The organism is Segeticoccus rhizosphaerae (assembly GCF_005222685.1).
In the GTDB taxonomy this organism is placed as follows: domain Bacteria; phylum Actinomycetota; class Actinomycetes; order Actinomycetales; family Dermatophilaceae; genus Segeticoccus; species Segeticoccus rhizosphaerae.
Genome location: NZ_SWMA01000033.1, coordinates 17,343 through 37,643, shown reverse-complemented (window position 1 = coordinate 37,643; position 20,301 = coordinate 17,343). Strand labels below are relative to the sequence as shown.

Sequence of the window (20,301 nt, the reverse complement as noted above, 5' to 3'; positions counted from 1 at the left end):
TGACCAGTCGCCCGGCGGAAGGCACCGCACGGGGTGGAATTTCGCAAGTCGCGCTGGCACTACTCGCTCGAGCGCGCCGAAAACCGGCGTGTCGCGACTCTTGGCGCGGCCAGTGCCAGCGTGACGTGCGTTCCGCCGCGGGCTAGACCGGCACGGCCTCGGTCTCGGACCGGCAGAGCAGTCGCTCGAAGGTGTGCGCGATCTCGTCGGCGGCGGCCGACGGGGAGCTGGAGGTCCAAGCGACCACCCCGTCGGGCCGGATCAGCACGGCTCCGGGAGCGCCGATCGCGGAGTCCGCAGCGAGCGGGTGGACCGTGACCGGCAGGCCGATCTGTGCGGCGAAGGACTCGGCCGCCACGCGGCTGGTCTCGAAGCCCTCCGGCAGCAGCAGCGCGAAGCCACCCGCAGTCAGGTCGAGGGTGGACACCGTCCTTGCCTCGTCGACCCAGTGGTGTGGTGCTCGCGCACCCACGCTCCAGCGCGCCTCGCGCGGGTCCTGGAGCGGTGGCTCCACGACGTCGTCACCCGACACGGCGCTCGACCGGTGCAGCCCGCCGAGCTCGATGGACGGGTCGTCGAGCTGGGGCTGCAGGTCGTCCTGCGGCAACGAGGGGTCGACCCGCAACACGTAGCGCGTGTATGCCTGTTCGACGGTCAGCTCGGCGATCGGACGACGTTCCGCGTCATAGGTGTCGAGCAGCTCTGGACCGGCGATCCCGCGATGCACGAGGGCGAGCTTCCAGGCGAGGTTGTGGGCGTCGGCGACCCCCGTGTTGCCCCCGAAACCGCCCGTCGGCGGCATGACGTGTCCCGCGTCGCCGGCGAGCAGCACCCGTCCGCTCCGGAGCGACTGCGCCGTGGCCGCGCCCGCCGACCAGTACTGCACGCTCTCCACCTCGACGGGCAGGTCGTCGCCGCCGCCGAGTGCCGTGCGCACGAGCTCAAGACACCGGTCGGTCTGCAGGTCGTGCGAGGGGTTGCTGTCGCGCGCCCCGTCGGCGTCGAACGTCGCGAAGACGGCGAGGAACCCCGACTGCGCATCCAGCGAGAAGCGGAAGAAGCCCAGCAGATCGGGATGGTTCACGTAGACGACGCTGAGGTTGCGGTCGCCGATCAGCTCGCGCAGGTCGGCGCGGAAGTAGATCGTCACGCAGTCGGCAAAGTCGCCGTGGCCGGTCATCGGGAGGCCGAGCTGCTCGCGGATCCCGCTGTGCGCACCGTCAGCCGCCACGACGTAGTCGGCAGTGACCTCGAACGGCTCACCCCCGTCACGGGGCCGGAGCGCGGCGGCGACGTGGTCGGCGTGCGGCGTCAGCGAGACGAGCTCGGTGTGGAAGAGGTGCTCGGCGCCGAGCTCGACGGCCCGGTCGCGCAGCACCGGCTCCAGTCCCACCTGGGTGATGAACAGCCGTGCCGTCGGGCTGAGGTCCTCGACCCCGGCGTTGAAGTTGGCGAAGAACGTCGCGAGCTGCTTGCCACCGAGGCTCTCCACCGCGACGATCGCACCGTTTTGCACGAACTCCCTGGCGGCCGCGGCCTCCACGGCTTCCTGGATGCCGAGCCCCCGAAACACTTCCATCGTCCGCTGGTGGAACGACGCCGCGCGGGGATGGATCGCGGTGCCGGCGTGGCTCTCCACGAGCAGGTGCGGCACCTCGTGTTGCGCGAGCAGCGCGGACAGGGACAGCCCGACGAGGCTCCCCCCGACGATGAGCACAGGGGTATGACGTGTGGACATGGTGACCTCCGGGCGACGGGCGACGCCGCGCGGCTCACTCGGTCTTGCCGGCCGCGGAGTCGTGCGTCGCCGAACTGGCGAAATCGGTGTAGGTGTACGGGTTGTCGAGGATCTTGGTCTCGGGGATGTCGGGGTTCATCCCGTGCTGCCAAGCCTCTTCGCCGAGCTCGGAGCGCAGGTGCTCGACGGTCGCGTCGACCTCGCGGCGCACGGCGGACAGATCGATCCCGAGCAGTTGGTGGTCGTGCTTGACGACCCGTCCGTCGACGATCACGGTGTGCACGTCTCCGCGCTGCGCCTGGTAGGCCACGTGGCCGAAGGGGTTGAGGATCGGGAACATTGCGGGTGACGCGTCGTTCTTGAGCAGCACGACGTCGGCGAGCCGGCCGGCCTCGATCGAGCCCAGCCGGTCGCCCATCCCGAGCGCCTCGGCGCCACCGCGGGTCGCCCACTCGACGACCTGGTCCGAGCGCAGGTGCAACTGGGTGATGGTCTCCCCGGACTGGTGCGCCTCGAGGTGCTCCCGTGCTCGATCGGCGCCGAGGGTGGCGCGCATCGCCGAGAACAGGTCGCCGCTCATCCACACGCTCGTGTCCATCGACAGCGAGACGTTGATGTCGTGTGCCCGCAGGGCCCAGCTGGGCGGGTAGCCCTGGCCGCAGGTCTCCTCGCTCTCCGACGCGAGCGAGACGTGCCCGCCGGTGGCCGCGATCCGGTTGTACGAGTCGTGGTTGAGCGTGGCCGCGTGGACGTAGATCGTGCTCGGAGCCATGAAGCCGTGCTCGTGCATCAGCCGGATGCCGTCGTCATTGGTGGCGCCCCAGACACCGGCGTGCGTGGTCACCGGCACGTCCAACCCGCGCGCGACCTCGAACGCGGCCCGCTCGGGGAACTCCGGGTCGCCGGTCACGTCGAAGGCCATCTGGAAGCCGAGCAGGTCGGAGCCGTGGAAGCGCCGCTCGTAGAACCGCTTGAACTCCGGGGCCGTCGCCCACTCCCACGGGCCGGCCTGGATGTTGCCGTAGGCCAGCACGAACCGCCCGGGCACGGCCTCCAGCGCGTCCACCGCCGCATCGGCGTGGTCGATCGTCTGCAGTCCGTGCGACCAGTCGACCGTCGTGGTCACTCCCGCGTCGAGCGCCTCCACGGCGGAGAGCAGGTTGCCCGCGTGCACGTCCTCGGGACGGAACGTCTTGCCGTGCTCGAGGTAGTACCAGACGAAGTACTGCGTGAGCGTCCAGTCGGCGCCGTAGCCGCGCATGGCCGTCTGCCACATGTGGCGGTGCGTGTCGATCATGCCCGGCATGACGATGCCGCCGGTCGCGTCGATCTCGACCGTCCCGTCGGGCACCGCCAGCGCCGGGCCGACTTCCGCGATGGTGTTGCCCACCACGAGGACGTCAGCCTGGGGCAGGACCGTCCGGGTCGCATCCATCGTGAGGACGGTGCCACCCCGCAGCACCACCGGACGACCGTTCTCGAATGCCGTGTGGCCAGGCGCTGTCATGGCTGCCTTCCCATTCTGCGGAGAATGGCGGACGATTGTCCGTATGACGGTCACTCTCCGATGGAGACAGGATCCGACGGGCGCTCCAGTCTGTCAAGAGGTCGCGCGGACAGTAGGGTCGACCGCGGTTCCGTTCCCGACTCACCCCGCGCAGGAGGTGCCGCATGGCAGGCCGTGACGCCAATCCGGACTTCATCGAGTCGATCGCGCGGGGCTTCGACGTCATCAAGGCCTTCCGGCCGGAGCGCCCCGCGATGGCCCTCAGCGACGTCGCCGCCACCACCGGCCTGGCCCGGCCGACCGCACGGCGGATCCTCGGCACCTTGCAGGCCCTCGGCTACGTGCGCGCGGCGGACGGGCGCTTCTCGCTCACCCCGAGGGTCCTCGAGCTCGGCCTGAGCTACGTCCAGTCCGTCGGGCTCTGGGACGTCGCCCGACCACACATGGAGAGCCTCGTCGCAGAGACCCACGAGTCGAGCTCGATCGCCCAGCTCGACGGCTCGGACATCGTGTATGTCGCACGCACGCCGGTGCCCAAACTCATCACCCTCGCCGTGCACATCGGGACTCGATTCCCCGCTGTGTCAACCTCATTGGGCAAGGTGCTCTTGGCGGACCTGGACCCGGCCGAGCTCGGGCGCGTCCTGGCCGAGCCCGGCCGATCGGGCATCGAACCCCGGATCGCCCCGACCCGCGAGGAGCTGGATGCCCTGCTGCGCGACGTCCGGGCCAAGGGGTGGGCGGCCACCGACGAGCAGCTCGCCCGCGGCATCCGCTCGGTCGCGGTGCCACTGCGGGGCGGCAGCGGCCGGGTGGTCGCGGCAATGAACGTGACGGTTCACGCCGCCGAGACCTCGATGGACACCCTGCTCGGCCAGCACCTTCCGGCGCTGCTGCGCACGGCGAGCGAGATCAGCGCCGACTTCGCCCTCCGCGACGAACTGCCGCTGCGCGTCAGCCCCACGGAACGGCACCCGGCCTGACCTTCGGTGTGCCCATCCCGCACCACTCCGCTCCCTTGACACCGACGCGACGTCGGACGAAACTCGACAAGTGCGGACAGTCGTCCGCGATGCGGACGACGTGGAGGCGAACAGGTGGCGGCGCAGGCGAACGAGACCGGGGCGGCGCCGGACGGGCCGCTCGCCGGGTTGCTCGTCGCCGACTTCTCCCGGATCCTGGCCGGCCCCTACGCGAGCATGTTGCTGGGCGACCTCGGGGCGGACGTCGTCAAGGTGGAGAGCCCGGGCGGGGACGACACCCGGACATGGGTGCCACCGGTGCGCGGCGACCGGTCGACCTACTACCTGGCGATCAACCGCAACAAGCGGTCCATCGCCCTCGACTTCACCGACGCCGACGATCTCGCCGCGGCCCGGGAGCTCGCGGCCCGCGCCGACGTCGTGCTGGAGAACTTCAAGCCCGGCGGACTGCGCAAGTTCGGACTCGACTACGAAAGCGTGGCGGCGGACAACCCTGGTGTCGTCTACGCCTCGATCAGCGGCTTCGGCTCCACCGGCGGTGCGGCGCTGCCCGGCTACGACCTGATCGTCCAGGCCATCTCCGGCCTGATGAGCCTCACCGGTGACGCGGACGGCTCGCCCTACCGGGCCGGCATCTCGGTCTTCGACGTGATGTCCGGGATGCAAGCCACCATCGGTGTGCTCGCCGCGCTCGAGCACCGCCACGTCTCCGGCACCGGCCAGCACATCGAGGTGAACCTGCTCTCGACCGCCCTGTCGGGCATGGTCAACCAGACCAGCGCCTGGGCCGCGGGGGGCGTCGTCCCCACCCGCATGGGCAACGCGCACCCCAGCCTGTTCCCCTACGAGCCGCTCCCGACCGCGGACGGCGAGCTGATCGTCACGGCAGGCAACGACGGCCAGTTCGTGAAGTTGTGCACCGCGCTGGGCGTCCCCGAGCTCGCCGACGACCCCCGGTTCGCGCACAACCAGGACCGCACCGCGCGGCGTGAGGAGCTGCGTCCGCTGCTCGTCGAACGGCTCGCCACCCGAACGCGCGCCGAGTGGTTCCGCGACCTCACCGCGGCCGGAGTCGCGTGCGGCCCGATCAACACGGTCGCCGAGGGCGTCGAGTTCGCGCAGGGCATCGGCCTCGACCCCGTCGTGCTCGTGGGTGACGGTGAGGGGGCCGTGCCGTCGATCCGCAACCCACTGCGCTTCTCGGAGACCCCCGCCCGCTACCTGCTGCCACCCCCGGAGCTCGACGAACACGGTGCCGAGATCCGCGCGTGGCTGACCGGGACCGGCGGCGACGAGCACCACGACGGAGGCACCCGATGACCGCAACACCCCAACTGCCCGAGTACCCGACGTCACTCGGCGTCTCGACCCCCACCACGATCTCGCTGCTCGGCCAGGACCTCGCGAGAGACCTCATGGGCACGGTCGGCTTCGGTGAGCTCGCGTACCGACTGCTCACCCAGCGTCAGCCGACGCCCGGCCAGGTCCGGGTCTTCGAGGCCGTGCTGGTCGCGCTCGCCGACCACGGGTTCACCCCGACCGCGATCGCGGCACGGCTCACGCTGCTGTCGGCTCCCGACTCGCTGCAGGGCGCCGTCGCCGCCGGCCTGCTGGGCGGCGGATCCCGCTTCCTCGGAGTGACCGAGGACTGTGGCCAGTTTCTTGCAAAAGCCCTGTCGCGGCATACGGATCTGGTCCCTGAGTCGCTCGAGGACGCCGCCGGATGGGACGCGCTGGGCGAGGTCGCCGTGCGCGAGACACGCGAGCAGGGGCGCTACGTGCCCGGGCTCGGCCACCCGGTCCACAAGGTGGAGGACCCGCGGACCCCACGGCTGATCCAGCTCGCCGACGAGTCCGACACCCACGGTCCGCACCTGCGCCTCTTCGAGGCGATCGGCCGGGTCCACGAACCGATCCTCGGGCGGCACCTGCCGCTCAACGGCGCCGGTGTGTGCGGGGCCGCGCTCGCCGACATCGACATCCCGCTCGGGATGCTGCGAGGGGTTGCCCTGCTCGCCCGCACCGCAGGCCTGCTCGGCCAGCTCGCCGAGGAACAGCGCGACGGAATCGGCATGGACGTCTACCTGTCCGTCGACCGCCACGCGCGATACCAGGCACCGGACGACAGCGTCCGGTGACACGATCGGACGAGGAGGTTTCGCACCATGGCCGACGTCGTTGCCGTCATCGCCTCGACCCACCACCCGTTCTACTACCGCGCGAGCCGGGCCACCGGGGATGACCGGCCGCCGTTCGCCGACGAGTGGGTCGCCAAGATCGAACGGTTCCGCGAGACACTGACCCGCGCCTCCCCCGATGTCCTGGTGATGGTCGGGAGCGACCACTTCCACCAGTTCTGGCTCGACAACATGCCGCAGTTCCTCGTCGGCAAGGCACCCTTCTACGACGCCAACTGGTACAACGAGGAGCGCGAGTTCGGCCTGCCGAAGATGCGTCTGGCCGGCGACCTCGACCTCTCGACCCACTTGCTGCGCAACGGGATCGACGCCGGCTTCGACCTCGCCTTCAGCAACGAGCTGCGGGTGGACCACTCGATCACCTGCCCGATCATCACGCTGCGACCAGAGGCCGACCTGCCGATCGTGCCGATCTACACCAACATCTTCGCCCCGCCGTTGCCGCAGCCGTCCCGCTTCGTCGAACTGGGCCGGACGATCCGGCGGCTCGTCGAGAGCTGGCCGTCGGGTCTGCGCGTCGCCATCATCGGGACCGGTCACCTCTCCCTCGAACTCGGCGGACCCCGCCAGTTCGGGCCGCATGGGCCGGACCCCGACTTCGATCGCAAGGCGGTGCAATGGATCTCGAGCGGTGACATCGAGGGCTGTCTCGCCCAGGTGACCCTCGACAGCCTGCACGCGCCGGGCAACGCCACGCACGGCTTCATGGACTTCATGCTGATGATGGGGGTGGCCGGCGAGCACGTCCCCGCCGACTACGTGGACAGCCTCGACCTGTTCCACACGATGGAGGCCTACTTCACCTGGTATCCGACGGGAGCACCGCGATGAGCAAATACCTCCTCGACAAGTTCCTCTTCACGGTCGACCGCGACCCCGAGCTCGTCGAGCGCTACCGCGACGACCCGGCCGGCACGGTGGCCTGGTGGGAGGAGCACCTCGCCAACCGCCTGCTGGGCTGTGCGACCTTCGAGGCCAGCACCGGGCAGGCGTTCAACGAGCAGGAGCGACAAGCGCTTTCGACGCACGACTACCCGACCCTGTTCGAACTCGGCGCGCACCCCTTCCTCACCCTGACGCTGTTCATCGCGATGTTCGAGCGTGACCACGACGAGCCGCTCGGCTTCCAGCTGGAGTATGCCGCCCGGCTGGCCCACCACTCGCTCCCCTACCCCGACATCAGCACCTGATGCGCGCCGCCCAGGTCACCGGGCACGGCGAGCCGCCGCGGCTCACCGAGGCCGCACCGCCCCCACGCTCGGCCGGCCACGCGCTGATCGCCACGAGCGCGGTGCCGATCACCCCGCTCGACATCCTCTGCGCGACCGGCCGTTCCTACTTCGGCGCGCCGGCGCTGCCCTATGTCCCGGGCGTGCAGGGCGTGGGCACCGTGCTCGAGTCCGACACCGTGCCTGCCGGGACCCGGGTCTGGTTCCCCACGTCGGCCGGCATGGCACCCGGCGACGGCAGCCTCGCCGAACGGGCCGTCGCTCCGGAGGCCGACCTCGTCCCGTTGCCCGAGGGCGTTGACGACGAGCTGGTCGCGGCCCTCGGCCTGTCCGGGGTCGCCGCGTGGATGGCGGTGACGTGGCGCGGTGCGCTGCGGCCCGGTGAGACCGTCCTGGTGCTCGGCGCGGGAGGAGTCGTCGGTCAGGTCGCGGTGCAGGTCGCCCTGCTGCGGGGAGCGGGGCGGGTCGTGGCCGCGGCACGTGCGCAGGACTCCCGAGACCTCGCCCTGTCCTATGGCGCGCACGCCGCCGTCGCCCTCACCGCGGACGACGACGTGCCCGGGCTCGCTGCCAGGCTCGAGCAGGCCTGCGAAGGACAGATCGACCTCGTCATCGACCCGCTCTGCGGAGTGCCGGCGACGGCGGCCGGGCGCGTGCTGGCCGGCCGCGGCCGCCTGGTCAACCTCGGCAGCTCTGCCGGTCCCACGGCCGAGTTCGACTCGGCGTCGCTTCGCAGCCGGACCGCATCGGTCCTCGGCTACACGAACAACGCCCTGACCACCGAGCAGCGGCGCGAGGCACTGTCCGCGCTGCTCGCGCTGGCCGCCGACGAGGGCCTCACGGTCGGTCACGAGGTGGTCGACTGGGCGGACGCTGCGGACGGCTGGTCCCGTCAGGCGACGGGCCGCGCCCGTCGCCGAGTCGTGGTCCGCGTCGGCTGAGGGAACGGCGGATCGCCGGCGGAGAGCCCGAGGCAGCCGGGTTCTCTGGTAGGACTGCTGGCGTGCGGATCAGCGAGGTCGACCACGTGGCGGACACGCTCGACGGGGTCCGGCGGACCACCTCGGCGGGGCTGGCTCAATGGAGGTACCACGGACGGGTGGTGGCGCGGCAGCTCGACGACACGCTCCTCGCGATCCGCGCGGAGTTCGACTACCGCGATGCCGTGCTGCGACAGTTCCCCGGGACCTTCAGCCTCCCGGCGCGCTTCGCCAAGCACATGATGGTCGTCGCCGACCTGGACGGCGGCGACCCGGGCGCGATCGAGGACGCGCTCGTCGCGGCGTGGGAGCTCCAGCGCAGTGGCGGCTGACTGGACGCTGGTCACGCGTCCTCGAAGCGTCGCAGGCAGGGGACGTGGCCCGGGAGCGAGGCACAGCGATGACTCTTGAGCGCACTCCGATGAGACGGGAACAGCGATGACCGACCAGGTGCACGGGACGCACGACTTCGCGGAGGACCCCCGCAACGAGCAGGTGCTCATCTACGTCCGCGGCGAGCTCAAGCGACGACCGGAGGCGACTGTGTCGGTCCTCGACGGTGGCTTCGTCCTGGGCGACGGGGTCTGGGAGGGGCTGCGGGTCCACCGGGGCCAGGTCGCCTTCCTCGACCAGCACCTCGACCGGCTCTACGAGGGCGCGGCAGCGATCGACCTCGACGTGGGGATGACCCGGGAGGAGCTGACCCGGGCGATCCACGAGACGCTGGACGCCAACGGGATGACCGAGGGGGTGCACGTGCGGCTGATGGTCACGCGCGGACTGAAGGCCACGCCATACCAGGACCCCCGGGTGACCATCGGGCCGGCGACGATCGTGATCCTTCCGGAATACAAGGAGCCGTTGCCTGCGGTGGCGCAGAAGGGGATTCGGTTGTTCACCGTCCACGTGCGCCGCCCCGGACCGGACATCCTCGACCCACGGCTCAACTCGCACAGCAAGCTGAACGACATCACCGCCTGCATCCAGGCCTACAAGGCCGGCGCGGATGAGGCGCTCATGCTCGACCCGCACGGCTTCGTCGCCACCTGCAACTCCACCCACTTCTTCATCGTCCGGGACGGTGAGCTCTGGACCTCGACCGGTGACTACTGCCTGGGAGGGATCACGCGTGGCAACGTGCTGCGCGTGGCCCGGGAGGCCGGCATACCCACGTTCGAGCGCAACTTCAGCACCACGCAGGTGTATGGCGCGGACGAGGCCTTCGTCACGGGGACCTTCGCCGGCCTGGTCCCGGTGCGCGAGGTGGACGGCCGCGCGATCGGCGACGGGCCGCGACCGGTGTCGACGCGGCTGCGCGGGCTCTACCGGGAGCTGGTCGACCGCGACGTGGCCGAGCGCGCGGCGGGCGGTCGCTGATGGTGGCCCGGTTGGCGGTGTGGTCGGGGCCGCGCAACATCTCCACGGCACTGATGCGGTCGTGGGAGAACCGCCCCGACACGATGGTCGTCGACGAGCCGCTGTTTGCCCACTGGCTCACGGAGACCGGCACAGACCACCCCGGGCGCGAGGACGTGATCGCGACCTACGACAGCGACTGGCGCCGGGTCGCCGAGCAGCTCACCGGCCCCCTGCCGGACGGCGTCGAGGTGTTCTACCAGAAGCACATGGCCCACCACCTCACCCCGCAGATCCAGCACGGGTGGATGGCGCGGCTCACCAACGTGCTGCTCATCCGCGACCCGCGGGAGGTCATCGCGTCCTACCAGAAGGGCCGGCCGCGGTTCGTCGCCCGTGACCTCGGGTTCGAGCAGCTGGTCGAGCTCTACGACGAGCTCGGCGCGACAGGCGAGGCGCCGATGGTGATCGACGCCTCGGACTTCCTCCGGGCACCAGAACCACACCTGCGCGCCCTGTGCGAGCTGATCGGCGTCGACTTCACCGACCGGATGCTGGAGTGGCCGCCCGGACCTCGCGACAGTGACGGGGTCTGGGCGCCCTACTGGTACAAGACCGTCTGGGAATCAACCGGATTCGCCCCTTGGACGCCCCGAGAGGTGCACCTCTCTGGGCTGGCCGCGGAGGTGGCCGAGGAATGCCGGTCTCCCTACGAGCGACTGTATGCCGTGCGCCTGCGGGTATAGCTGCGCGCACGACAGGCGGCTGTGCGCGGAGCGGTCAGAGGTGAGCTGATGGCCTTCCGCGCGGACGCCCCGGCCGCGGCCCGGATCGGCGCAGCAACAGCAGCGAGACCCCCGCAGCAACCCACCACGGTGCGGCACTCCCGACGCCCAGCAGCTGGGTCGCCAAGACCGGTGCAGCAGTCGTGGCCACACCCCACGACAACCCGAAGACCGCAAGGTATGCCGCCCGGGCACCCTCGGGTGCCAGCGCCGCCGCCCCTGCCTGGAGGTTGCCGAGCAGCAGCGCCGACCCGGCCGAGACCACGGCCAGGCTGAGCGCGAACGTGGCCAGCCGTCCCGCAAGCGCGGCCCCGGTGAAACCGGCACAGAGCACCACGGCGCCGAGGCGCACCGCCCGGTGCCTGCCCGCCGCTCCACCGGTCCACCGGCTGACCCGGGAGACCAGCGGCTGCGCCGCGAGCGCGGCCAACGCCTCCACGGCCAGCACGATGCCGGTGGCGGCGTTGGACCAACCGCGGGCAGGCACGGTCAGCGGCAGCGCGAAGACGGTCATCATGGTCACCAGGGCGAACACCGTGCCCACGATGGTGTGGCGCAGCAGTCGCGGGTCGCCTGCGGCCAGGGCCAGCGGGCCCCGCACCCGGGGTGAGATCGCGCGCGCGGCGCGGTTGCCCGGCATACCAGCGGGTGGGCGGACCGACGCGCCAGCGCCGGTGTCAGCTGTGACCGGCCGGGTCTCGGGCAGCTGCCACGTCACGAGCGCGGCGCAGAGCAGGCAGGTCAGAGCATCGATCACGAACAACCACGGAAGGCCGACGGTGGCAGTCGTCGCGGCCGCGATCAGCCCGGCCAAAACGCCCGCCACCGCAAGGGATCCCCAGACCAGCGCGTAGGCCGAGGACAGCTGCTCGGCTGCCACCAGGTCGGTCCGACAGCGCTCCGCCGAACAGCCGCGAGGGGATCGTGCAGAGGCCGAACACCGTCAGCACCAGCCCCGTCGTGCGCAAGGCGGCACCGAGGTCCTGCGTCAGGTGGACCCCGAGGAAGGCCATGCTGAACCCACCCAGCCGGTTGACGCACCGCGCGACCACGAGCACCACCAGGGCGCGGGGCGGGCGCCGTGCCCGGCAGGTTGCGGCTAGGCTGAGCGATGACTGCTGTCCATCTGTTTGCCGGTCACGCACCGGTGGACCGTACCGAGGGCGAGGGTGACTGGTCAAGTGGAGTTCAACAGTCACGTATGGCGTCTGCTCACCGTCACGACATCGCTCGTCAACGCCTTGACCCCGGGTCTGGACGGCGGTCGGCCGGTGACCGTGCCGGAGGGGCCGGCCCTGCGCGAGGTCGTGGCCGAGGCCGTGCGCACGGACGACTACCGCCACCACCCGAGCCGTGCCGAGGCGACCGCGATGGCCGATCTTGCCCGGCGGGTGCGGCCGGTCTTCGTCTCCACCGAGCAGGAAGACCTCCCCGCCGCGGCCGCACTCGTCAACGCGCTCATCGAGCAGACTGCGCCGCGGCCCCGATTGGACGGCCCCGAGCAAGGCCCGTTCCGGTTGCACTTCCACGGTCCGGACGACAGCTTCGAGCGAGGCTGGGCCGCGGGCATCGCCGCCGGGCTCGCCCTCGCGATCGGCAGCGACCTGGCCGGACGGCTCGGCGTCTGCACCGCGCCCGACTGCGACCGGGTCTTCGTCGACTCCAGCCGCAACGCGGGCCGGCGCTTCTGCTCGACCCGGTGCCAGAGCCGGGTCAAGGCGGCGGCCCACCGGGCCCGGCTCCGGGCGCACGCGCCCTGACCCGTCATATCGACGTCTGCTTGCACAGACCGCCCACGCGGTGACGGATCTTGCGCTATTGCGATAGCCTCGCAACTGCGGGAGCTCGCCGGGCCTCCCGCGGAGGAGCAGTCGTGGCAGAGCAGACCTGCGAGACGCGGAAAGCGCAACAGCTCCATCGGACGACGTCCCGCGTCGCCGACTTCCGGCGCAGTCTGAGCCGCACCGACCGTCGCAGCCTCCTCGGGATGACGGGTGTCATCCTCGCGCTCCACGTCGTCGGCTTCGGCGTGCTCCTGGGTCTGGTCGTCCCCCAGCACTACCACCTCGGCGGGGCGCACCCCGTGTTCACCGTCGGGGTGGGCCTGCTCGCCTACACCTTCGGGTTGCGGCACGCCTTCGATGCCGACCACATCGCCGCGGTTGACAACACCACCCGCAAGCTGATGGCCGACCGCGACGAGAGCGGAGTGGGCCGCCAGCCGCTCTCGGTGGGCTTCTGGTTCTCCCTCGGCCACTCGACCATCGTGTTCGCGCTCGCGTTCCTCTTCGCCGTGGGAGTCAAGGCGCTGGCGGGGCCGGTCGAGAACGGGTCGTCCGGCCTGCACTCGGTCACGGGCGTCATCGGCGCCTCGGTCTCCGGCATCTTCCTGTGGATCCTCGGGCTCCTCAACCTCGCGGTGCTGCTCGGCATCGTGAAGGTCTTCCGCAGGATGCGACACGGGGACTTCGACGAGGAGGAGCTCGAGGCACGCCTGGCCCAGCGCGGCTTCATGAACCGGTTCCTCGGCGGGTTGACCAAGTCGGTGCGCAAGCCCTGGCACATCTACCCGGTCGGCCTGCTCTTCGGCCTCGGTTTCGACACCGCCACCGAGGTCGGGCTGCTGGTCCTCGCCGGTGGGGCCGCGGCATTCAGCCTGCCGTTCTGGACGATCCTCGTGCTGCCGGTCCTGTTCGCCGCGGCGATGTGTCTGATGGACACCGTCGACGGCGTCTTCATGAACGCCGCCTACGGCTGGGCGTTCGCCCGCCCGGTGCGCAAGGTCTTCTACAACATCACCATCACCGGAGTCTCCGTGGCGGTGGCCCTGATCATCGGCTCCATCGAGCTGATCGGCGTGCTCGCCGACCAGGCCCACATCAGGTCCGGCCCGATCGCGGCCATCGCGCACATTCCGCTCGACGAAGCGGGCTACGCGATCGTGCTGCTCTTCGTCCTCTCCTGGGCCCTGGCCCTCGCGATCTGGCACTTCGGCCGGATCGAGGAGCGCTGGTCGACCACCCTCTCCTGAGCGCGGTGCGCCCTGCCCGTTGCCTGCCTGCCGATTGCCTGCCTGCCGATTGCCTGCCTGCCGAGCGACGTCCAGCACGCGCGGTGAGAAACCGCGCCCCGGCCGGTCTAAGGCTCATAGGACGGCCCTCGACCCGGAGATAAGGCATCTGACCGATCCGGTAGGGCACCTCAGGGCGCCACCGTGGAGGGCACACCACGAGACCAGGAGTCAGCATGCAGCTGTCAGCGGCCCGAGCCGCCCGGGCAGGACACCACCCCCACCACGGCGCTCGCACCGGCATACCCTGCCAGGACCACGACGCCGAGCTGTGGTTTGCCGAGCGCCCCGCCGACGTCGAGCTGGCCAAGTCGCTCTGCGGCTTCTGCCCACTGCGCGACGCCTGCCTGGCCGGGGCGGTCGAGCGGAGCGAGCCATGGGGTGTGTGGGGCGGCCAGCTGCTGGTCAACGGATCCGTCGTCGCCAGCAAGCGCGGCCGCGGCCGCCCACGCAAGAATGCGGCAGCCTGATCGTGCCCGGGACCGGGCGCCCGCAGCGGGTCCCCGGTGGTGTTGAGTAGGCGAATGCTGCAGATCGCCGTCGCCGCCGCCCTGGTGGCGGTGTTGGCCGGCCTGGCGCAGGCCGTCACCGGATTCGGCTTCGCGATGGTGTCGATCCCGCTGCTGGCGCTGTGGTCCGACTCCCGGCTCGCGATCGTGGCGATCACCATGCTCGCGGCGTTCCTCACCCTGGTCGCGGGGATCCGCGAGCGTCGTCACGTGCAGTGGCGGACCATGCGGCTGGTCACCGTGGCGGGAGTCGTCGGTATGCCGGTCGGCCTGCTCGCGCTGAAGCTCGCCAGCGTCCGCACCCTGTCCCTGCTCATCGGCGGCATGGTGCTGGTTTCGGTCGTCATCCTGGCCCGGGGCCTGCGGCTCGAACCCCGCACCAGCTCCACGCTGGCGGCCGGGTGGCTGAGCGGAGCGCTGCTGACCTCGACCGGGATGAACGGCCCCCCTCTCGTGGCGACATTTCAGGCGATGCGCCTGACACCACATACCTTCCGCGCGACCCTCCAGGCGGCGTTCTTCGTCCAGGACATGTTCGCGATCGCCGGCTTCGTCATCATCGGGCAGCTGTCCACCCATGCGCTCGTGGCCGCCGCCGCGGGTGTCCCGGGCGTCCTGGTCGGATGGTTTCTCGGTGACCGGGTGTTCCGCCTGATCTCGCCGCGGCTCTTCCGCTGGCTCGTGCTGCTGCTCATGACGGCCACCGGTTGCGTGGCACTGGCCCAGGCCGCCTGAGGCGGCCCGGGCCGGTGTCGTGCTGCGAAGCGTTGTCCCGCGGTCACCGCGGCAGGACCGGCCGCAGGTGGAGCAGGTGCCTCCACGGGTGCCGTGCCGCCTCCGGCGCCTCCTGTGCCCGCCGGCGGCGCTCCTCGCGCTGCCGCTCGGCTGCGAACGCCTGCTCGGCGCGCTCGCGGCGGTAGGCGTTCTCGATGATGGTCAACGTGGTGCTCGTGCGATACATGACTGGCTCCTGGGGACTCGAGGTGATGTCCTCGACACTGCCCGTCTGAGGTAGCCCGCCGCATCGGGCGAACGTCGTATCTGTGCCGGCGTCGTCGAACAGGGCACCTCAGGCCGACCCGACCGAAAGGCCCGGTTCCCCCTGTCCTCCCTCGCCGTCCCCAACTACGGTGGCACGGTATGCCGTCACTCACCGGTGGCGATGGACGCCGCCCACGGGGGTGGCCCGGAGAAAGGTGGTGCGATGCAGAGGATCTCGCTCGAGGCCCTGGCCCGTCAACAGCTCGAGGCCGCGGCTCGTTCCGGCGGTGGCCGTGCTGCCGACACGGTCTACGGCGGGCACGAGAAGGTGCTGCGCCAGACGGTCATCGCCCTGACCCAGGGGTCCACGCTCGCGGAGCACGAGAGCCCGGGGGACGCCACCCTGCTCGTGCTGCGCGGCCGGGTGCGGCTGACCGCCGGGGAGGAAGGCTGGGAGGGCCGGGACGGTGACCTGATCATCATTCCCGAGACCCGGCACGCGGTCGAGGCGCTCGAGGACTCCACCTTCCTGCTCACCGTGGCCAAACGTTGACCCGGACGGTGAGACGACGAGACCCCCGACCGGCGGTGGCCGGACGGGGGTCTCGAGTGGAGCTCAGACCTGCGGCGTCTCCTGGATGCCGATGCTGAACTGCACCGCACCGGCCTGGTCGACGGAGGCGTCGAGCACCTTGTCGTCCAAGGAGGTGGCTGCCTCCTGCTCGAGGAAGATCCGCGCGGGGCCGTTCTCGACGACGGTGTCGCCGGGCTCGGGGGCCTCGGCAGGGGCAACCGCCAGCGCGTTCTGGTCGGACCCTTCGTGACTGATCCGGAGGCCGGCGCCGTCGGCCTGGCTGTTCTGCTCGGTGATGGCCTGCACCACCGTGGTCGCGTTCTCGGTGAGGGTGAGCACAAGACTCTCCTGTCCGATAGAAAGTGGGACACCTCCACCCTGCGTGATCTGCCGCCCGATCTCAAACTGGCGGCAGGTTACGCGCGCGTAGGTGGTCGGTAACATGTCGTGATGCAGCAGAAGACCCCCTCCGCCAGCCCGTGGTGGTGGCACGAGCACCGTCCCTCCAGCCTGGCCGACATCGTGCCCGAGAACGCCCGCCGCCACCCCGCGCGCGTCGTGCTGAACCGGTGGCGCGACCGCGCCTGGCAACCGGTGACGGCGGCGCAGTTCGACGCCGAGGTCCGTGAGATCGCGCTCGGCTTCATCGCGAGTGGCGTGCGGCCTGGTGACCGGGTCGCGCTGATGGCCAGGACGTCATACGAGTGGACTCTCGTGGACGCGGCGCTCTGGGCGACCGGCGCGGTGACCGTGCCGGTCTACGAGACGTCCTCGGCCGAGCAGCTCGCGTGGATCCTCACCGACTCGGGCGCCGTCGCCTGCGTCCTCGGCACTGCCGGCCACGCAGCCCGGCTCGCCTCGCTCGAGGGGCGCGTGCCGGCCCTGCGCGACCACTGGGTGATCGAGGCCGCCGACGGGCAACCCGGGCTGCCGGATCTCGTCGAGGCAGGACGCGCCGACGGCACGGACGCCGCCGAGCTGGAGCGACGGCGCAAGGCGCTCACGCCGGAGACCCTCGCGACGATCATCTACACGTCGGGCACGACGGGTCGCCCCAAGGGGTGCGAGCTGACGCACGGCAACTTCCTGGCCGAGATCATCAGCGCCATCGACTTCCTGCCGGAGCTGTTCGAGGAGGACGACGCGGCCACCCTGCTGTTCCTGCCGCTCGCCCACGTCTTCGGCCGGATGATCCAGACCGCGGTGCTGCTGGCCGGGGTGCGGACCGGGCACACCGACGTCGCCCGCATCACGCGCGATTTGCCGACCTTCCGCCCCACGTTCGTCCTGGCCGTGCCCCGGGTCTTCGAGCGCGTCTTCGACGGCGCCCAGCGCAAGGCGGCCGCGGCGGGCAAGGAGCGGATCTTCTCGATGGCGGCGGACACCGCGATCGCCTACAGCACCGCCCTGGAGACCGGCCGCCCCGGGCCGCTGCTGCGAGCGCGCCGGGCGCTCTTCGACCGGCTCGTTAATCACAAGATCAAGGACGCGCTCGGCGGCCAGACCTCCTGGGCCGTCTCGGGCGGTGCAGCGCTCGGGCCACGGCTGGCGCACTTCTTCCGCGGCATCGGAGTGACGATCCTCGAGGGTTACGGTCTCACCGAGACCACCGCGGCCGCGACGGTCAACACCCGGGCCGCGACCCGGATCGGCACGGTCGGACGCGCGTTGCCTGGCTTCGAGGTGCGGATCGCGCGTGGTGGAAGCACGGATGGCGAGGTGCTCGTGCGCGGTGACCACGTCTTCCGCGGCTACTGGGGCAACGAGGAGGCCACCGCGGCGGTCGTCGACGACGAGGGCTGGTTCCACACCGGCGACCTCGGCCGCCTCGACGATGACGGCTACCTGACCATCACCGGCCGCTCCAAGGAGATCCTGGTGACCTCCTCGGGCAAGAACGTCTCCCCCGGCCCCCTGGAGGACGTCATCCGTGGGCACGCGCTGGTCAGCCAGGCGATGGTCGTCGGCGACGAACGCCCGTATGCCGCGGCGCTCCTCACGCTCGATGCCGAGTCGGTCACCGACTGGCTCGAGCGACGGGGCGCCCCGGACCGGCCGATCGACGAGCTGCGAGAGGACCCCGCCCTGCTCACCGAGCTGCGCACGGCCGTCGACGCCGCCAACGAGACGGTGTCGGACGCGGAGGCGGTCAAGCGCTTCCGGGTGCTGCCGGGTGACCTCACCGAGGAGTCCGGACACCTCACGCCCACGCTCAAGCTCAAGCGCGCCGTCGTGATGCGCGACTTCGCCGACGAGGTCGAGGCGCTCTACGCGAAGCGCCGCTGAGATCGGCGACCGACCCACCCAGCCCGCGAGCCCCCGAGAGGCGAGCGGACGTCATACGGTGTGGGCATGGCCCGCCCGCACGCCGCAGCGCTGATCGAGGACGTGCTGCACCGACCCGTGGACCTGGTGCTGCGCCGCTTCGGGTGGGAACCGCGGATCGTGCCGGGCACGGGCTATGGCGCGACCGGGTTCGTGCGGGTGCTGGCGCGGGTCATCCTGTCGCGGCAGACCGACGCGCCCCGGCCGGAGGTCGCCCAGACCAGGCGGGGATGGCGCAACTTCCTCACCTCGCCGGCGGTGGGTGTGCCCGTCATGGTCCGGGCGGGTGAGGCCGTCGCCCGCACGGTGACCGACCGGAGCGGTTACGTCGACGTGGTGCTCGCCGACCACGGGCTCGCCCCCGGGTGGCACGACGTGAGCATCGAGGTCGAGCAACGGCCCGCCGTCGCGGCGCCGGTCTGCGTGATCGGCCCCGACGTGACCTTCGGGCTGGTCAGCGACATCGACGACACGGTGATGGTGACCGCGCTGCCCCGTCCGCTGATCGCTGCGTGGAACTCCTTCGTGCTGCACGAGCAGGCGCGCCACGTGGTGCCCGGGATGGCACAGCTCTATCGCGAGCTGCTCGACGAGCATCCGGGCGCACCGATCTTCTACCTGTCCACCGGGGCCTGGAACACCGCGCCGACGCTGAGCCGGTTCCTGCAGCGGCACGGCTACCCGCTCGGCCCGCTGCTGCTGACCGACTGGGGCCCGACCAACACGGGATGGTTCCGCAGCGGCCAGGAGCACAAGCGCGAGTCGCTGCGACGGCTGGCGCGCGAGCTGCCGCAGATCCGCTGGGTGCTCGTGGGCGACGACGGCCAGCACGACCCGAGGATCTACGGTGACTTCGCCCGCGCCCACCCCGACCTGGTCCAGGCGATCGCGATCCGGCAGCTGACGCCGGGTGAGCAGGTCCTGTCGCACGGCCTCCCGGTCGCCAACGAGGACTTCGCGCACCACGGTCCGCGACCGGTGCCGATCTACCGGGCCGGGGACGGATTCGGACTGGGCCGGGCCCTCGCCGCCGCCCGCCGCGCCGGCTGACCCACCACCCACCGCTCCCACCGGCCTGTGCTCACCCCGGGCCGCTTTGCTCGGCTCAGACCGGTCCCCGGGGTCGCGAGAGCGGCCTGGAGCGCGCAAACCGGTCCGAAACGAGCACGCGCCGCGGCGGCGCGATGGGCCAGACTGTGCCTATGCCGGAGCTACCCGAGGTGCAGGCCCTCGTCGACTTCCTGCGGACGCGGACCGACGGCCTCGCCGTCACGGGGGTCGAGCTGGGTTCGATCAGCGTGCTCAAGACGTATGACCCGCCGCCCCAGGCGCTCACCGGCCTGCCCGTCACCGGCGTCGAGCGGCACGGCAAGTTCCTCGACCTCGAGGCCGAGGGCTTGCACCTGATCTTCCATCTCGCCCGCGCCGGGTGGCTGCGCTGGACCGACCAGATGAAGCCGACGGTGCTGCGTCCGGGCAAGTCGCCGATCGCGTTGCGCTGCCGGTTCTCCGACGGCTCCGGGTTCGACCTGACCGAGGCCGGCACCCGCAAACGACTGGCCGCCTATCTCGTCACCGACCCGCAGCAGGTGCCGGGCATCGCGACGCTCGGCCCCGACCCGCTCGCCGACGACTTCGGAGAGCAGGAGTTCGCGGCGCTGCTGGCCGGCCGCCGCACCCAGGTCAAGGGCCTGCTGCGCGACCAGAGCTTCCTCGCGGGGGTCGGCAACGCCTACTCCGACGAGATCCTGCACGCCGCCCGCCTCTCCCCCTTCGCCCTCGCCTCGAAGCTGACCGACGAGGAGGTGGCGCGCCTCTACGCCGCACTCCGCGACACGCTGGTCCACGCGGTCGAGACCGCCTCCGGCAAACCGGCCAAGGAGCTGAAGGACGCCAAGCGGGCCGGCATGCGGGTGCACGGGCGCACCGGCGAGGTCTGCCCGGTCTGCGGTGACGTGGTGCGCGAGGTGTCCTTCGCCGACTCGTCGCTGCAGTACTGCCCGACCTGCCAGACCGGGGGCAAGCCGCTCGCCGACCGGCGGATGTCTCGGCTGCTGAAGTAGTGC

General features: G+C 71.2%; 22 protein-coding genes. 17 read left to right on the top strand and 5 right to left on the bottom strand.

Annotation, left to right across the window (positions count from 1 at the left end; all coding sequences use genetic code 11):
- Window positions 1-142 precede the first annotated feature (142 nt).
- Together FCN22_RS17405 and FCN22_RS17400 are read right to left on the bottom strand one after the other, a co-directional pair.
- Entirely contained in the window at window positions 143-1,738 is a 1,596-nt protein-coding gene (locus FCN22_RS17405; protein ID WP_137122836.1) for an FAD-dependent monooxygenase, read from the bottom strand.
- 34 nt (window positions 1,739-1,772) lie between these two features.
- Window positions 1,773-3,245, bottom strand: a complete 1,473-nt coding sequence (locus FCN22_RS17400; protein ID WP_137122835.1) for an amidohydrolase family protein — start codon at window positions 3,243-3,245, stop codon at window positions 1,773-1,775.
- 164 nt (window positions 3,246-3,409) lie between these two features.
- On the opposite strand from FCN22_RS17400, the gene FCN22_RS17395 reads away from it, so the two are divergent.
- From FCN22_RS17395 to FCN22_RS17355, 9 genes are all read left to right on the top strand, one after another.
- A complete protein-coding gene (locus tag FCN22_RS17395) occupies window positions 3,410-4,228 on the top strand; it encodes an IclR family transcriptional regulator domain-containing protein (protein WP_137122834.1) in 819 nt (272 codons plus the stop codon).
- A gap of 114 nt (window positions 4,229-4,342) precedes the next feature.
- Window positions 4,343-5,548 (top strand): CaiB/BaiF CoA transferase family protein, encoded by a 1,206-nt coding sequence (locus FCN22_RS17390; RefSeq protein ID WP_137122833.1) that lies wholly within the window; start codon window positions 4,343-4,345, stop codon window positions 5,546-5,548.
- On the top strand, window positions 5,545-6,366 hold the full coding sequence (locus FCN22_RS17385; protein ID WP_137122832.1) for a citryl-CoA lyase: 822 nt from the start codon (window positions 5,545-5,547) through the stop codon (window positions 6,364-6,366). Before FCN22_RS17390 ends, FCN22_RS17385 begins: the two co-directional genes overlap by 4 nt.
- Before the next feature lie 27 nt (window positions 6,367-6,393).
- On the top strand, window positions 6,394-7,257 hold the full coding sequence (locus FCN22_RS17380) for a DODA-type extradiol aromatic ring-opening family dioxygenase (protein ID WP_137122831.1): 864 nt from the start codon (window positions 6,394-6,396) through the stop codon (window positions 7,255-7,257).
- On the top strand, window positions 7,254-7,616 hold the full coding sequence (locus FCN22_RS17375) for a hypothetical protein (protein ID WP_137122830.1): 363 nt from the start codon (window positions 7,254-7,256) through the stop codon (window positions 7,614-7,616). Before FCN22_RS17380 ends, FCN22_RS17375 begins: the two co-directional genes overlap by 4 nt.
- Window positions 7,616-8,596: a zinc-binding dehydrogenase gene (locus FCN22_RS17370; protein WP_137122829.1), complete on the top strand. Its 981-nt coding sequence runs from the start codon at window positions 7,616-7,618 to the stop codon at window positions 8,594-8,596. The genes FCN22_RS17375 and FCN22_RS17370 overlap by 1 nt, the downstream gene beginning before the upstream one ends.
- Before the next feature lie 62 nt (window positions 8,597-8,658).
- Window positions 8,659-8,967, top strand: a complete 309-nt coding sequence (locus FCN22_RS17365; protein WP_137122828.1) for a hypothetical protein — start codon at window positions 8,659-8,661, stop codon at window positions 8,965-8,967.
- Between the two features lie 106 nt (window positions 8,968-9,073).
- Window positions 9,074-10,012 carry an aminotransferase class IV gene (locus FCN22_RS17360; protein WP_137122827.1) on the top strand — a complete coding sequence of 313 codons (939 nt, stop codon included), beginning with the start codon at window positions 9,074-9,076 and terminating at the stop codon, window positions 10,010-10,012.
- Between the two features lie 17 nt (window positions 10,013-10,029).
- The gene (locus FCN22_RS17355) at window positions 10,030-10,737 is read left to right on the top strand and encodes a sulfotransferase-like domain-containing protein (protein WP_238384807.1); all 708 of its coding nucleotides are present in this window, start codon (window positions 10,030-10,032) and stop codon (window positions 10,735-10,737) included.
- Between the two features lie 34 nt (window positions 10,738-10,771).
- Here FCN22_RS17355 and FCN22_RS17350 read toward each other — a convergent pair whose 3' ends face one another.
- A complete protein-coding gene (locus FCN22_RS17350; RefSeq protein ID WP_137122825.1) occupies window positions 10,772-11,656 on the bottom strand; it encodes an MFS transporter in 885 nt (294 codons plus the stop codon).
- A gap of 301 nt (window positions 11,657-11,957) precedes the next feature.
- Between FCN22_RS17350 and FCN22_RS17345 the strand changes: the two genes are divergently transcribed.
- The 4 genes from FCN22_RS17345 to FCN22_RS17330 all read left to right on the top strand — a co-directional run bounded on the left by FCN22_RS17345 (window position 11,958) and on the right by FCN22_RS17330 (window position 15,090).
- Complete coding sequence (locus FCN22_RS17345) at window positions 11,958-12,536, top strand: CGNR zinc finger domain-containing protein (RefSeq protein WP_202911652.1); 579 nt, start codon at window positions 11,958-11,960, stop codon at window positions 12,534-12,536.
- A gap of 113 nt (window positions 12,537-12,649) precedes the next feature.
- Window positions 12,650-13,807: a Nickel transporter NicT gene (nicT, locus tag FCN22_RS17340; protein ID WP_238384806.1), complete on the top strand. Its 1,158-nt coding sequence runs from the start codon at window positions 12,650-12,652 to the stop codon at window positions 13,805-13,807.
- 215 nt (window positions 13,808-14,022) lie between these two features.
- Window positions 14,023-14,316 carry a WhiB family transcriptional regulator gene (locus FCN22_RS17335; protein WP_137122823.1) on the top strand — a complete coding sequence of 98 codons (294 nt, stop codon included), beginning with the start codon at window positions 14,023-14,025 and terminating at the stop codon, window positions 14,314-14,316.
- 54 nt (window positions 14,317-14,370) lie between these two features.
- Window positions 14,371-15,090 (top strand): sulfite exporter TauE/SafE family protein, encoded by a 720-nt coding sequence (locus FCN22_RS17330; protein WP_137122822.1) that lies wholly within the window; start codon window positions 14,371-14,373, stop codon window positions 15,088-15,090.
- Between the two features lie 43 nt (window positions 15,091-15,133).
- On the opposite strand, the gene FCN22_RS17325 is transcribed toward FCN22_RS17330, so the two are convergent.
- Complete coding sequence (locus tag FCN22_RS17325; protein WP_137122821.1) at window positions 15,134-15,316, bottom strand: hypothetical protein; 183 nt, start codon at window positions 15,314-15,316, stop codon at window positions 15,134-15,136.
- A 243-nt stretch (window positions 15,317-15,559) separates the two neighbouring features.
- Between FCN22_RS17325 and FCN22_RS17320 the strand changes: the two genes are divergently transcribed.
- Entirely contained in the window at window positions 15,560-15,889 is a 330-nt protein-coding gene (locus tag FCN22_RS17320) for a cupin domain-containing protein (RefSeq protein ID WP_137122820.1), read from the top strand.
- Between the two features lie 63 nt (window positions 15,890-15,952).
- Here FCN22_RS17320 and FCN22_RS17315 read toward each other — a convergent pair whose 3' ends face one another.
- Entirely contained in the window at window positions 15,953-16,249 is a 297-nt protein-coding gene (locus FCN22_RS17315) for a Fe-S cluster assembly protein HesB (RefSeq protein WP_137122819.1), read from the bottom strand.
- 111 nt (window positions 16,250-16,360) lie between these two features.
- Between FCN22_RS17315 and FCN22_RS17310 the strand changes: the two genes are divergently transcribed.
- From FCN22_RS17310 to FCN22_RS17300, 3 genes are all read left to right on the top strand, one after another.
- Window positions 16,361-18,196 carry an AMP-dependent synthetase/ligase gene (locus FCN22_RS17310; RefSeq protein ID WP_137122818.1) on the top strand — a complete coding sequence of 612 codons (1,836 nt, stop codon included), beginning with the start codon at window positions 16,361-16,363 and terminating at the stop codon, window positions 18,194-18,196.
- Between the two features lie 66 nt (window positions 18,197-18,262).
- Window positions 18,263-19,285, top strand: coding sequence for an App1 family protein phosphatidate phosphatase (locus FCN22_RS17305; RefSeq protein WP_137122817.1), 1,023 nt, complete (start codon window positions 18,263-18,265; stop codon window positions 19,283-19,285).
- 152 nt (window positions 19,286-19,437) lie between these two features.
- Window positions 19,438-20,298 carry an Fpg/Nei family DNA glycosylase gene (locus FCN22_RS17300; RefSeq protein ID WP_137122816.1) on the top strand — a complete coding sequence of 287 codons (861 nt, stop codon included), beginning with the start codon at window positions 19,438-19,440 and terminating at the stop codon, window positions 20,296-20,298.
- Window positions 20,299-20,301: the final 3 nt, after the last annotated feature.